The following is a 14,271-nucleotide window of genomic DNA, read 5'->3' on the forward strand; positions in this document are numbered from 1 at the left end:
AGGATTAAAGACAGTAGGAGGCTTAATAGAATAATATGGCTAAAGTTAAAGTGTATCAATTAGCAAAAGAGTTGAAAATATCCAGTAAAGAACTTCTTTATCGTCTGGAAGATTTGGGAATCATGGTAAAAAACCACATGAGCACTCTTACCACAGATGAGGTGGTTAAAATAAGAGAAGCATTTGCTAAAATACCTCCAAAAGCAAAACAAAAAAAGGTAATTATAAGAAAAAAACCTCCTACTACTAAGATGCCAATTAAAGAAATGCCAGTTACTTTGGAAGTTAAAGAAGAAAAAATTGAAGAAGAAATACCTAGTGTAACAGAAGAAATAACTCCTGTATCACCTAGCAAAGAAGAGTTGGTAGAAAAGACACAAACAGAAGAAGTCCCGGAAGAAAAACCTAAAAAGAAAAAGCCAAAAGAAGAGGCCTTAGATATTGAAGAAAAAAAGAGAAGAAAAAAACCACCCCTTCCTCGCAAGAGACATCGGCAAGTGGTTATAGATATATTTGAAGAAGAGGAGGAGACATCTCCTGTTATTTATCCTGCAGAGGTTATACCTATTCCCAAACCCAAGCCAAAAAAGAAAGAAGGAAAACCGCCTTTAAAACCAGTTACTGCCCCTCCTAAGCCTATTAAGCGCCGGATTGAAATGGGAGAAACCATTACGGTGGGTGAATTAGCTCGAGCTATGGGAGTAAAGGCAGGAGAGTTGATAAAGAAACTTATGAGTTTAGGGGTAATGAGTACCATTAACCAGCCATTAGATTACGATACAGCCTCTTTAGTAGCTAGTGAATTTGATTATGAGGTAAAACAAGTAGGTTTTGTAGAGGAAGATGTTCTTAAACCCATACCTGATAAACCTGAAGATTTGAAACCCCGTCCACCTGTAGTTACAGTAATGGGACATGTGGATCATGGCAAAACTTCTCTTTTAGATGCCATCCGTCACACCAATGTTATTTCTATAGAAACAGGTGGGATTACTCAACACATAGGTGCTTATTATGTGAACCTAGATAAAGGAAATGTCGTGTTTTTAGACACACCTGGTCATGAAGCCTTTACTGCTATGCGTGCACGGGGAGCTCAAGTAACAGACATCGTAGTATTGGTAGTGGCAGCAGATGATGGAGTAATGGAGCAAACAAGAGAGGCCATTAATCATGCCAAAGAAGCAGGTGTGCCCATAGTGGTAGCTATTAATAAAATAGATAAACCCAATGCTAACCCAGAAAAGGTGAAAAGGGAGCTATCAAAACTCGGCCTTACACCAGAAGAGTGGGGAGGAGATACCCTTTATGCAGAGATCTCTGCTAAAAAAAGAATTGGGATTGACAATTTGTTAGAATTAATTTTGTTACAAGCTGAGATGTTAGAACTCAAGGCAAATCCTAATAAACCAGCCCGTGGAATAGTGATAGAAGCCCGTTTAGACAAAGGGAGAGGTCCTGTAGCTACTGTCCTGGTTAAAGAAGGGACTCTTAAAATAGGTGATTTCTTTGTATGTGGTCTTCATTATGGAAAGATAAGGGCTATGTTCAATGACCGAGGAGAATCAGTGAGAAAAGTAGGCCCATCATTGCCAGTAGAAATTCAGGGTATTTCTGGTGTTCCTGAAGCAGGGGATTCTTTAGTAGTGGTGAAGGATGAAAAAATAGCTAAAGAAATTAGCCATTATCGCCAACAGAAACAGAGAGAAGCAACATTAGTGAGGGCAGGTGTAAGTTTAGAAAATCTGTATGAAAAAATAGAAGAGGGGGAAATTAAAGAATTAAAACTTATTATCAAAGCCGATGTCCAGGGTTCAGTAGAAGCATTGAAAGAAGCTTTAACTAAATTAAGTACCCAAGAGATAAAGATAAATATAATCCATGCCTCTACAGGAGTAATTACTGAATCAGATATTTTACTTGCCTCTGCATCACATGCAGTTATAATTGGTTTTAATATTAGGCCTAGTGCTAAAGTTATGGATTTAGCAGAGAAAGAAAAAGTAGATATTCGTTATTATGACGTCATTTACCAACTATTGGATGATATTCAAGCTTCAATAAAGGGCTTGCTTGGACCAGAATATAAAGAAAAAGTTATAGGAGAAGCTGAAATTAGGCAGCTTTTTAAAGTGCCCAAAGTGGGAGTAGTGGCAGGTTGTTATGTGAGAAAGGGAGAGATAAAACGGTCTTGTAAAGTGAGAATCTTAAGAGATGGAGTGGTAGTATATAATGGACAGTTATCTTCTTTAAAACGTTTTAAAGAAGATGTAAAAGAAGTAGGAACAGGCTATGAGTGTGGAATGAGCTTTGAAAACTTCCAGGACATTAAAGTAGGAGATATAATTGAGGCCTATATAGTGGAAGAGGTAGAAAAAACCATTGATTTTAGAGCGAAAACTCAAAGAACGGATAATGGATAGGAGTTTGAAGACTGTTTAATTATGAATTACTCTTTGCAAATTACAAAATACCACCTCTCTGTTAAATATATGCTAACTATTTTATAAAGAATTTTGTTAGTAGTTTTGGAGTTATTTAACTATGTTTGTGGGTGTGAGCCAAATCTTAATGCGCTTACCTGAGAATCACTCCTTAAAAGGCAAAAGGCGAGTTATACACCAGATTGTGGACAGAGTAAAAAACAGATTTAATGTTTCTATAGCTGAGGTAGGAGCCCATGACCGATGGCAGACAATTCAACTTGGGCTATGTAAAGTAGGTTTAAATGAGAATAAGGTTCAAGCAGAGATAAATAAAGTAGTTGATTTTATTAATGATATGAATCTCACAGAGATAATTGATGCAGAGATAGAAATTATTTCCTTTTCTACCAGAACGACTGTTTATGAAAAATTATCTCCCTGCCTCTAAAGAGTTGAAACCAAAGATTAGGATGAAAGAAATATCAGGCATATTTGTTATTGACAAACCAGGGGGTATTACTTCCTTTGAAATAGTGAGGCGGATTAAAACCTGGCTTAATCTGAAAAAAGTAGGCCACGGTGGCACTTTAGACCCATTAGCTACTGGAGTTTTACCCGTTTTTATCAATAAAGCCACCAAAATTGCTCAGTTTTTTCTAAACATGGATAAGACTTATATGGCTACTATGCGTCTTGGTTTAGAGACAGAAACCATGGATATTGAAGGAGAAATAACACGTGTTTGCAAAAAAATAGATGTTTCCATAGAAGAATTGCAAATGGTAATGCGAGGTTTTCAGGGAAAGATTACTCAGATTCCCCCTTCTTATTCCAGTCTCAAGGTAGGTGGAGTTCCTCTTTATAAATGGGCAAGGAAGGGTATTAAGATACAACCTGCTCCGAGGGAAGTAGAAATTTATGAGTTAAAGCTTAAGAGCTTTAGACCCCCGGAAGTGGATTTTGAAGTCTCATGCTCTAAAGGCACATACATTAGAACATTATGTTCAGATATAGGGAAAAAACTGGGTTGCGGTGCTTGTTTGGTCAGTTTAAGAAGATTGAAGACAGGTCCTTTTACTATTGAAATGGCTATTCCTCTTGAGGTTTTAAAGGAGGCTGTAAAAGCAGGAAAATGGCAGGATTATCTCTTGGACTTAAATAAAGCTCTAGCTAATTTTGAAGCGGTAGTGCTTAATAAAAAGCAAGAGGAACAGGTTAAACATGGAAGATTTATTCGCTGGCCTTATAAACTGACAAGGCCATTAATTCGTGCCTTAAACAAAGAAAATCAATTGGTTGCCTTATTGCAAACCCAAGAGACTCAAAAAGGTATGCAATTACGACCAGTAAAGGTTTTTGATATTTAAGGAAGGAGGATAAAAATGACATTAATGCCAGAACAAAAACAAGAAATTATCAGGAAGTTTCAAATTCATCCTGAAGATACAGGTTCACCTGAGGTGCAGATAGCCATTTTAACCAAACGTATTGAGTATTTGACTGAGCATTTTAAGGTTCACAAAAAAGATTTTCATTCAAGACGAGGTCTTCTAAAATTAGTAGGACGAAGGAGGCATTTACTTAATTATTTGAAAAGTAAAGATATTGATAGATACCGTAAGCTTATTCAGGAATTAGGTTTAAGAAAGTAAAAAAGGAGAGATAGGGGAAAATGCAAATACAAACTGAATGGGAAGGACGTTCATTTTCTATTACTTATGGTGAAATGGCCACTCAGGCTAATGGAGCAGTTTTAGTCCGTTATGCTGATACGGTGGTACTTGCTACGGCTGTTATGTCACCAGAGGAAATACCAGGAATAGACTTTATGCCCTTAACCGTTGAATATCGTGAAATGTCTTATGCTGTGGGAAAGATTCCAGGGGGTTTCTTTAAGAGAGAAATGGGAAGACCTAGTGATAAAGAGGTAGTAACTGCTCGACTAATAGATAGACCTCTTCGTCCTCTTTTTCCTAAAGGATTTTTAAGAGAAGTTCAAATCATCACTACCGTTTTGTCAGCAGACCAAGAAAACGACCCGGATGTCCTGGCTATAATTGGGGCTTCAGCGGCTCTTATAATTTCAGACATCCCTTTTTATGTTCCTATCGCCGCGGTGAGAATAGGAAGGAAAAATGGAGAATGGATAATTAATCCTACACGTTCCCAATTAACAGAGAGTGAATTAAATTTAGTTGTGGCTGGAAATGAAGAGGGAGTAGTAATGGTAGAGGGAGATGCCCAATTTGTCCCTGAAGACACTATTTTAGAAGCCATTTTTGTAGGATATGAGGCGTTGAAACCCATTTTAAAGTTGCAAAAGGAATTGCAAAAAACAGCAGGTAAATCTAAGATAGAAATAATAATCCCTCAAAAACTAAATGATTTAGTGACCAAATTAGAGAGGTATCTTCCCTTAATTGAAGAATCACTTAGTATCCCTGAGAAGTTACCTCGGAATAGACGATTGAGCCAAATATTTGCTCAGGCAGTTCAAGAAATGTCTCTTAATGAAGAATTTTTACCTCAAGCCAAGCTCATTTTTGAAGATTTTGAAAGAAAGCTTATCAGGGAAAAAATATTGAAGGGAAAACGTATTGATGGGCGTGGTTTAAAAGACATCAGACCCATTCAGTGTGAAGTAGGGATTTTACCCAGAACTCACGGCTCAGCCATATTTAAACGTGGTGAGACCCAGGTTTTAGCTGTGACTACTTTAGGAACAACAGAAGATGAACAAAAGATAGACGCTCTTTATGGTGATAGTTTTAAGTCTTTTATGGTTCATTACAACTTTCTTCCTTATTGTGTGGGAGAGGTGAGACCATTAAGGGGACCTAGCAGACGAGAAATAGGACATGGTTTCTTAGCCGAACGGGCCTTAAAACCCATTATTCCCAGAGAAGAGGAATTTCCTTATACTATCAGGGTGGTCTCAGAAGTCTTAGAATCAAATGGTTCTTCTTCTATGGCTACTGTGTGTAGTGGTTGTCTTTCTCTGATGGATGCAGGCATTCCAGTTAAAAAACCCATAGCTGGTATTGCTATGGGTTTGGTAAAAGAGAATGATAATATAGCTATTCTTTCTGATATTTTAGGAGAAGAGGACCATTGTGGAGATATGGATTTCAAATTAGCTGGTTCTAGAGAAGGTGTGACTGCAATTCAAATGGATATTAAGATTGAGGGCATCAGTAAGGATATTCTTCACCAAGCTTTAATACAAGCTAGAGAGGGAAGGCTTTTTATTTTGGATAGAATGGAGGCTGTCTTACCAGCCCCTAAAACTTCTATCTCTCCTCATGCTCCTAAAGTATCTATTATCGAAATACCTCCTGAAAAGATCGCCAACCTTATTGGTCCTGGAGGGAAAGTAATTAAAGATATTATGGCCAAAACAGGAGTGAATATAGATATTAAGGAAACTGGTAAAGTTCATATTGTCTCTCATAGTGAAGAACAACTTAAAAAGGCCATAGAGATGGTGAAACAAGTCACTCAGGAGGTAGAAGAGGGGCGGTTATATATTGGAAAGGTGAAGAGAATAATGGATTTTGGGGCATTGGTAGAAATCCTTCCAGGGACAGTTGGTTTGGTGCATGTTTCTGAATTGGACTATAAACGAGTGAATAAAGTAAGTGACATTCTTAAAGAAGGAGATGAAGTTTTAGTAAGGGTTTTAAAAATAGAAAAAGATGGAAAGATTAAGTTGAGTCGGAAGGCAGCTCTAAGTCCCTCCTTAAATCTTCGCAAGAAAGGAGAGTATCGTTATTAACAAAATTCAAGTTAAGGTCAAATATCTCCGTCAAGGTATAAATTTACCTACTTACATGACTCCTCAGGCAGCCGGAATGGACATATTTGCAGCCCTTGAGCACCCTATTAATTTGCCATCTGGAGAAATATTTTTAGTCCCTACCGGGATTGCCATAGCCTTACCTCCGGGTTTTGAGGCCCAGATTCGTCCTAGAAGTGGTTTGGCTACTCAATATGGTGTGACTTTAATCAATTCCCCTGGAACCATTGACGCCGACTACAGAGGAGAAATAAAAGTTCCCTTGATTAATTTAGGTAAAAAGACCTATACCGTTCATCCTGGGGAAAGGATTGCCCAATTAGTGATAGCTCCAGTGGTAAAGGCTGAATGGAAGATTGTGTCTGAATTACCTTTTTCAGAACGAGGTAGGGGTGGCTTCGGGCACACTGGTTAAGAAGATTCTTGAAAAGCACCTCATCAATTACCCTTGTTGTGGCAGGTAGAACAAATAGATGAATTGTAGCTTTGACCCTAAACTCGCTCAAATTTCTTAAATATTAAAGAGGCATTGGTTCCACCAAAACCAAAAGAATTAGACATGGCAATATTGATATTTGCCTTTCTGGCTTTGTTGGGAACATAGTCTAAATCACATTCAGGGTCAGGATATTCATAATTAATGGTAGGAGGAATTATACCAGAATAAAGGGAGAGAACAGTAAATACTGCTTCAATGCCTCCAGCGCCTCCTAACAAGTGGCCGGTCATGGATTTAGTAGAGCTTACTGGTAATTTATAAGCATGTTCTCCAAATGTGGCCTTTATGGCCTTAGTTTCAGAAATGTCATTTAAGGGAGTAGATGTCCCATGAGCATTGATATAATCTACTTCTTGTGGTTTAATACCTGCATCTTTTAAGGCGCTTTTCATACACAAAATAGCCCCTGCTCCATCTTTAGGGGGAGCGGTAATATGATAGGCATCACTACTTACCCCATATCCAATCATTTCTGCATAAATTGGCCCTCCCCTATTTAAGGCATGATGCATTTCTTCTAAGATCATAATCCCTGCCCCCTCTGCTATGACGAAACCATCCCTCTCTTTATCAAAAGGCCGAGAAGCCTTTTGGGGCTCTTGATTGCGGGTAGAAAGGGCCTTCATGGCACAAAAACCAGCAATACCTAAAGAGGTAATGGTAGATTCTGCTCCACCCACTACCATCACATCTGCCAGACCATATTTAATATAATGATATCCTTCTCCAATAGCATGGGCACCAGAGGCACAAGCTGTGGTGGTGCAAATGTTTGCACCTTGGAGATTATACTCAATAGAGATATAACCCGCAGCCATATTGGTAATAATCATAGGAACAAAAAAAGGAGAGACCTTGTTTGGGCCCTTTTCTAATAGGAGTTTATGATAATACTCAATATTGGGCAAACCCCCTAGACCCACCCCTACAATACACCCTGCCCTTGGGGCAAGGTTAGGGTCTATTTTTAACTGTGCCATTTCCATGGCCATCCTAGTAGCAGCTAGTGCATATTGAACAAATAAATCGGTGCGTTTAATTTGTTTTTTGGACATGAATTCTTCAGGATGAAAGTCTTTGACTTCTCCAGCAATGCGGCTATCATGGGCTGAGGCATCAAAACGAGTAACTTCTGTGATGCCTGATTTGCCCGCACAAATATTTTCCCAACTTTCTTTCACACCAATTCCTACTGGAGTCACCAGTCCTAAACCAGTAACCACTACTCGCCGCAATCTTTCCTCCTATCCTTGAATGTGTTTTTGGATATAGTCAATAGCATCCTGAACCTTACGAATTTTTTCTGCTTCTTCATCAGGCACTTCTACACCAAATTCCTCTTCTATAGCCATAATCAATTCTACCAAATCCAAAGAATCAGCCCCCAAATCCTCCACAAAAGAAGCCTCAGGCACAACTTCCTCTTGATCTACACCAAGTTGATTAGCAATAATCTCCTTTACCCTTTTTTCAATATTTGCCATTTTTCACCTCCTGGAAGATATTTTACATATACATTCCACCATTTACATGAATCACTTGTCCTGTAATATAAGCCGCTTTATCTGAAACCAAAAAGGCTACTGCTTCTGCCACCTCTTCTGGTTTGCCAAATCTAGCAAGGGGAATAGCTTTCAACATATTTTCTTTCACTTTCTCTGGGAGTGAAGCAGTCATATCTGTTTCTATAAATCCTGGAGCTACTGCATTAACTGTAATTCCCTTAGGGGCCAACTCTTTAGCTAAAGACTTAGTAAGACCTACTAAGCCTGCTTTAGAAGCCGCATAATTGACCTGGCCTATATTTCCCATAAAGGCAACCACTGAGGTAATATTTACAATTCTGCCAAACTTCTGTTTAAGCATAGACTTGACCACTGCCTTAATGCAATTAAAGGCCCCCTTCAAGTTTACATTTATCACCCTATCCCAGTCTTGCTCTTTCATCCGCAGCAAAAAATTGTCCTTGACAAGACCTGCATTGTTGATGAGATAATCTATCTTATTAAATTTGGCAAGTATTTCCTCAAAATTTTTTTCAGTTTCCTCAAAATTGGCTACATCAAACTGATATGCCCAGGCCTTCCCCCCTTGAGATTCAATTTCTTTTATCACTTGTTCAGCAGCCTCTTTTCCTTTTAAATAAGTAATAATTAATTTTGTTCCATCTCTAGCCAATCTTAGTGCAATGGACCGTCCTATTCCTCTAGAACCTCCGGTAACCACAGCCACTCTTTCTTCCATTTAACTTAATTCTCCTTTACCTTTTTTAATTTCTTCAATCAGTTTAGGAATGAATTCAAATAAATCAGCCACAATACCATAATTTGCTACATTAAATATAGGGGCATCTGGGTCTTTATTAATGGCCACAATGGTTTTAGCTGATTGGATACCTACTATGTGTTGAATGGCACCTGAAATACCACAAGCAATATATATTTTAGGGCTCACCGTGACACCGGTCTGTCCAATCTGACACCTTGGGGGTAACCATCCTGCATCTACTACTGCCCGGGAACCACCAATACTGGCATTTAATAAGTAAGCTAATTCCTCCATCATCTTTAAATTTTCTGGGCCTTTAATCCCTCGTCCCACTCCAATAATCACATCCGCTTCTGACAAATCCGGCCCTTTGGTTTCTGTCTTGATAAAAGACTTTACTTTGACACTATTCTCAGGTAATTTGTTCTCTATTTCAAGCCTTATTATTTTACCTTTATGGTTTGGAATTGGTTGGGGTTTAGGGAAAATATGGGGTCTTACAGTAGCCATTTGAGGACGGTGGTCAGGACAGGTAATTAGGGCCATAATATTGCCTCCAAAGGCAGGACGTGTTTGGAGAAGAAGTCCTGATTTAGAATCTATATCTAACCCTGTGCAATCAGCCGTAAGACCCGTCTCCAAATCAGCTGCTATCTGGGGAATCAAAGAGCGTCCTCTGGTCGTGGCAGCAGACAAAAATATATTGGGACAATGTTTTTTTAATAAGGGAATTAATACGGCTCCATACTTATTTTCGTTAAAGGTAGCTAAATCAGGATGGTCCATTACATACACAATGTCTGCTCCATAATCTATCAATCTTGAGGCTGAGGTTTCTATCTGGTGGCCTATAAGAATTGCTACCAATTTTTGCCCCAGTTTATCAGCTAATTCTCTCCCCTTGCCTAATAGTTCAAAAGAAACCCTTGCTAATTTGCCATCCCTATGTTCAGCATAAACCCATACATCCCTTGCTTTCTTAATAGGTCTCTTTTTCTTCTTTAATTCTTCTGGTAAAGAAATGGCCTCTTCGGGACAAGCATTTACACACAACCCACATAATCTACATTCTTCAGTAGCTTCAGGATAACCTTCTTTCATGATTAAGGCCGAAAAGGGACAGGCGTCTATACAGGCTCCACAGCCGTTACATTTTTCTTTATTTAAAATAAGTTCCATCTTTATTTTCCCATAATAGTCATTAATTTATCTTTAAGTTCTCTTGCTTGTTGTTCCAAGCTTCCAGTAAGCATTTGCCTTTCTCCCCGACTAGGAGGACTAAAGATTTTAACTACTTGGGTAGCTGAACCCTTTAATCCAATTTTTTCTGAATCAGCCTTAATATCCTGTGTTGTCCAAAGAAGAATTTTTGCTTTTTTGGCTCTCATTTTGCCCCGAATAGAAGGTAGGGGTGGCTCACCAATTTCTTTAATAACTGTTAATAAGGCTGGTAAATTAATCTGAACTACCTGGTAGCCATCATCTAGTAACCTTTCTACCAAAAGGGTATTATTTTTTAACTCGATTTTTCTTATATAGGTGATATAAGGGATATCTAATCTCTGAGCCAATTCAGGACCTACTTGAGCAGTTTCTCCATCAATAGCCTGTTTACCACAAAAAATAACATCAAAATTGCCTATTTTCTTAATAGCTTGAGCTAAGGTATAACTAGTGGCTAAGGTATCTGCCCCAGCAAAGGCTTTATCACATAATAAAATGGCCTCATCAGCACCATAAGAAATGGCCTCTCGTAAGGCCTCTTCTACTTGAGGTGGTCCCATGCTTAAAACTATTATTTCTCCTCCATATTGTTTCTTCATCTGTAGGGCTGCTTCTAAGGCATAAAGGTCATAGGGATTTATAATGCTTTTTACCCCTTCTCGTATTAATGTGCCTGTTTCAGGGTTAATCTTTACACCTTCTGTTTCAGGCACTTGTTTTAAACAAACAATATATTTCATTTTATTTGGCCTTTCCCATACTCTTTATTTAAAACTTGGGCAATTATGTTTCTTTGAATCTGATTTGTGCCTTCATAAATTTGTAATATTTTGGCATCCCGCATCATTTTTTCCACCGGATAATCTCTCATATAGCCATGTCCTCCTAATATCTGCACGGCATTGAGAGTAGCCTTCATAGCTATATCTGAACCAAAGAGTTTGGCCATGGCAGCATATTTAGAAAAATCTTTGGGATTGGTATCAATATATTTACAAACAGCATAAGTCAATGCTCTAGCAGCTTCGATTTCTGTGGCCATATCTGCCAGCATATGACTTATGGCCTGAAAGGAAATAATAGGTTGGCCAAACTGTTTTCTTTGTTTAGCAAATTTAACAGATTCATCTAAAGCAGCCTGCGCCAAACCTACTCCTAATATACCTACTCCTGGTCTAGCATAATCTAGGGTTCTCAAAGCAATGATAAATCCCATTCCTTCCTTTCCTAATAATCTTTCTTTGGGAATACGGCAGTCTTCAAAAATAAGGCTACCAGTAACAGAAGCACGAATCCCCATTTTTTTCTCTTTTTTCCCAAAGAAAAATCCCTCATCCCCTTTTTCCAAAATAAAAGCGCTGGCGCCTCTTACTCCTTTCTTTTTATCTGTAAGAGCGATAATAGTATAAATATCAGCTTCCCCTGCATTAGTGATCCACTGTTTAGCTCCATTTAAGACATAATAATCTCCATCCTTAATAGCTGTAGTCTGGATAGCAGAAGCATCACTACCTGCATTGGCTTCTGTCAATCCAAAGGCAGTTATTTTTTCACCACGAGCAATGAAAGGAAGATAAGTTTGTTTTTGTTCTTGATTCCCAAACAAAAGGATAGGATATGCTCCAAGACTGCTGGCAGCATAAGTTGTGGCCACCCCTGCACAACCCCAAGCAATTTGTTCTAAGGACAAACAAGTCTCAAAAGTGCCAAACCCCAATCCACCATAGGTTTCAGGAATGAAGATGCCAAATAAATCTGCTTCAGCCATCTCTTTTAAAATTTCTCTAGGGAATATCTCGTTTTCATCTAGCTCTTTTCTTTTGGGAATGATTTTTTCTTTAGCTATGCGACGTGCCACTTCTTGAATCATTTCCTGCTCTTCGGTAAGGGAATAAATCATCTTTTCCTCCATTTAAAACTAATTGGGATACAGATGCTCACTAACCCTAATTTAAAATCCACGACTCAGGCTAACTATTTTTACTCTTTTAGTCCAATTTTTCATTTTCCACTTTAACCCATTACCATCTCAATAACACAGCCCCATAGGTGAAACCACCACCAAAGGCATCTAATAAAACTAAATCTCCAGGTTTTATTGCTCCTTGACGCACTGCTTCGTCTAGGGCAATAGGGATAGTAGCAGCCGAAGTGTTACCATATTTATCAATATTAATAAATACCTTTTCTTCAGGAATACCTAATTTTTTGGCTATCATTTTCATAATGCGAATATTGGCCTGATGAGGAATAAGCCAGTCAATATCAGCAGGAGACATACCTGCTTTGTCTAAAACAATCCTGGCTGCCTCCTCCATATACCGCACAGAATATTTAAATACTTCATTACCTTTCATCCTTACATAATATTCTTCCTTTGGTACCCCATTTTGGAAAGGAGGATATAGGGAACCACCTCCTAGAACACAGAGCAAATCCCACACTCTGGGGTCAGACTTGATATAAGTAGCTAATATGCCTCTATTTTCTGCACCGCTCACCAGGGCTGCACCCGCACCGTCACCAAAAAGCACACAAGTAGTCCTATCCTCCCAATTGGTTACACTGCTTAGCACCTCAGCTCCTATTACTAGGGCTTTGATTTTAGGGTTATCTTTTATAAATTTTTCTGCAATGACAAGACCATAAATAAAGCCTGTGCAGGCAGCAGCAATATCAAAGGCAGCTGCATTATAAGCCTTAAGATTATTTTGCACCAAAGTAGCTGCTGAAGGTAAGCGAAAATCTGCGGTAAAGGTAGCCACAATGATTAAATCTAACTCACTAGCATCTATCTTTGCCATTTCTAGAGCTTTTTTAGAGGCCTCAGTGCTTAGAAAAGATAAAGTTTCTTTTCCAGAAACGATATACCTTTCTTTTATCCCAGAACGGGTGGTAATCCACTCGTCCGAAGTATTGACCATCCTTTCTAAGTCTTTGTTAGTCAATTTTTTTTGAGGGAGTTGTAAACCCGTGCCCAAAATCGCAGCCTTCATTCAAGATACTACCTCTTTCAACCTCTCAGTAAGTTTTCTCCAGTATTTAGTGGGCATAAACGCTCTATGTTCCCTTAAACCTTTTTCTAAACGATTATTGATATCTTGTTTAACAAACGTTGCTGCCATTTTGATGCCGTTTTTAACGGCTTTAGCTCGAGAACGACCATGACCTATAATCACCGTGCCATTAATTCCCAATAAAGGGGCTCCTCCATGTTCAGAATAATCCAGCTTTTCAAATACTCGTCTTAAGGATTTTTTAATCAATATTAAGCCTATTTGAGCTAATGGATTTTTTTGAGCTTCTTTTTTTATGGAAGTGACCAAGTCTTCTACCACTCCTTCTCCTAGTTTTAAAGCTATATTTCCCACAAAACCATCACATACTACTACATCTGCTTTATTATGTAAAATATCTTTACCTTCTATATTACCAACGAACTTGAGAGGGCTTTTTTTTAAAAAGTTATAAGTTTCTTTTACTAAATCGTTTCCCTTTAAAGGTTCTTCCCCAATATTGAGCAGTGCCACCCTAGGTTCAGGAATATCCAAGATATATTTAGCAAACACATGTCCCATTACTGCAAACTGCACTAGATGGTAAGCATGGCAGTTTACCACCCCTCCCACATCTATCAACACTATCCGTCCTTCTAAAGTGGGGATAATACCAGCTAAGGCAGGCCTGTCTACTCCCTTCAATCGCCCCAAGATAAACATAGCTAAGGCCAGAGCTGCTCCAGAATTACCAACAGTAAATACTGCCTGAGCTTGGTTTTTTTTGACCAATTCTAAGGCCACCTGGAGAGAGGTGTCTTTTTTATGCCTGAGGACTTCAAATGGAGAATCGGTCATACCTATTGCTTGAGAAGCATGACAAATCCGAATGGGTAATAAGTCTTTATTTTCTTTTTCTAGAATTTTTTTAATTTCATTTTCATTTCCTGTTAAGATAATATTTAGCTGTGTTTCTTGAATGGTTCTTAATGCACCTCTTATTATTTCTTCAGGGGCATAATCGCCTCCCATAGCATCTACTGCAACAGTTATTCCTTCCAT

Annotated in this window: 14 protein-coding genes; 6 read left to right on the forward strand and 8 right to left on the reverse strand. The window is 38.5% G+C overall.

The window, feature by feature from the left end; all coding sequences use genetic code 11:
* Positions 1 to 35: 35 nt before the first annotated feature.
* From infB to dut, 6 genes are all read left to right on the forward strand, one after another.
* Positions 36 to 2,423: a translation initiation factor IF-2 gene (infB, locus tag HS1_RS09970; RefSeq protein WP_066064767.1), complete on the forward strand. Its 2,388-nt coding sequence runs from the start codon at positions 36 to 38 to the stop codon at positions 2,421 to 2,423.
* 121 nt (positions 2,424 to 2,544) lie between these two features.
* On the forward strand, positions 2,545 to 2,874 hold the full coding sequence (locus HS1_RS09975; RefSeq protein ID WP_066064770.1) for a DUF503 domain-containing protein: 330 nt from the start codon (positions 2,545 to 2,547) through the stop codon (positions 2,872 to 2,874).
* Positions 2,849 to 3,793, forward strand: a complete 945-nt coding sequence (gene truB, locus HS1_RS09980) for a tRNA pseudouridine(55) synthase TruB (protein WP_066064773.1) — start codon at positions 2,849 to 2,851, stop codon at positions 3,791 to 3,793. Before HS1_RS09975 ends, truB begins: the two co-directional genes overlap by 26 nt.
* 15 nt (positions 3,794 to 3,808) lie before the next feature.
* Positions 3,809 to 4,078 (forward strand): 30S ribosomal protein S15, encoded by a 270-nt coding sequence (gene rpsO, locus HS1_RS09985; RefSeq protein WP_066064776.1) that lies wholly within the window; start codon positions 3,809 to 3,811, stop codon positions 4,076 to 4,078.
* Positions 4,079 to 4,098: 20 nt separating this feature from the next.
* Positions 4,099 to 6,201, forward strand: coding sequence for a polyribonucleotide nucleotidyltransferase (gene pnp / locus HS1_RS09990; protein ID WP_066064779.1), 2,103 nt, complete (start codon positions 4,099 to 4,101; stop codon positions 6,199 to 6,201).
* The gene (gene dut, locus HS1_RS09995; protein ID WP_066064782.1) at positions 6,197 to 6,637 is read left to right on the forward strand and encodes a dUTP diphosphatase; all 441 of its coding nucleotides are present in this window, start codon (positions 6,197 to 6,199) and stop codon (positions 6,635 to 6,637) included. The genes pnp and dut overlap by 5 nt, the downstream gene beginning before the upstream one ends.
* Positions 6,638 to 6,714: 77 nt before the next feature.
* Here dut and fabF read toward each other — a convergent pair whose 3' ends face one another.
* The 8 genes from fabF to plsX all read right to left on the reverse strand — a co-directional run bounded on the left by fabF (position 6,715) and on the right by plsX (position 14,271).
* Positions 6,715 to 7,956: a beta-ketoacyl-ACP synthase II gene (gene fabF, locus HS1_RS10000; protein WP_066064784.1), complete on the reverse strand. Its 1,242-nt coding sequence runs from the start codon at positions 7,954 to 7,956 to the stop codon at positions 6,715 to 6,717.
* Between the two features lie 9 nt (positions 7,957 to 7,965).
* Entirely contained in the window at positions 7,966 to 8,205 is a 240-nt protein-coding gene (gene acpP, locus HS1_RS10005) for an acyl carrier protein (protein WP_066064787.1), read from the reverse strand.
* Positions 8,206 to 8,227: 22 nt separating this feature from the next.
* Complete coding sequence (gene fabG, locus HS1_RS10010) at positions 8,228 to 8,965, reverse strand: 3-oxoacyl-[acyl-carrier-protein] reductase (RefSeq protein ID WP_066064790.1); 738 nt, start codon at positions 8,963 to 8,965, stop codon at positions 8,228 to 8,230.
* Entirely contained in the window at positions 8,966 to 10,168 is a 1,203-nt protein-coding gene (locus HS1_RS10015; protein ID WP_066064793.1) for an electron transfer flavoprotein subunit alpha, read from the reverse strand.
* A gap of 2 nt (positions 10,169 to 10,170) precedes the next feature.
* On the reverse strand, positions 10,171 to 10,953 hold the full coding sequence (locus tag HS1_RS10020; RefSeq protein WP_066064796.1) for an electron transfer flavoprotein subunit beta/FixA family protein: 783 nt from the start codon (positions 10,951 to 10,953) through the stop codon (positions 10,171 to 10,173).
* The gene (locus tag HS1_RS10025) at positions 10,950 to 12,113 is read right to left on the reverse strand and encodes an acyl-CoA dehydrogenase family protein (RefSeq protein ID WP_066064799.1); all 1,164 of its coding nucleotides are present in this window, start codon (positions 12,111 to 12,113) and stop codon (positions 10,950 to 10,952) included. Before HS1_RS10025 ends, HS1_RS10020 begins: the two co-directional genes overlap by 4 nt.
* A 121-nt stretch (positions 12,114 to 12,234) precedes the next feature.
* Entirely contained in the window at positions 12,235 to 13,209 is a 975-nt protein-coding gene (locus tag HS1_RS10030) for a beta-ketoacyl-ACP synthase III (protein WP_066064802.1), read from the reverse strand.
* Positions 13,210 to 14,271: a phosphate acyltransferase PlsX gene (plsX, locus tag HS1_RS10035; protein WP_066064805.1), complete on the reverse strand. Its 1,062-nt coding sequence runs from the start codon at positions 14,269 to 14,271 to the stop codon at positions 13,210 to 13,212.

This window comes from Candidatus Desulfofervidus auxilii (genome assembly GCF_001577525.1).
Lineage (GTDB): Bacteria > Desulfobacterota > Desulfofervidia > Desulfofervidales > Desulfofervidaceae > Desulfofervidus > Desulfofervidus auxilii.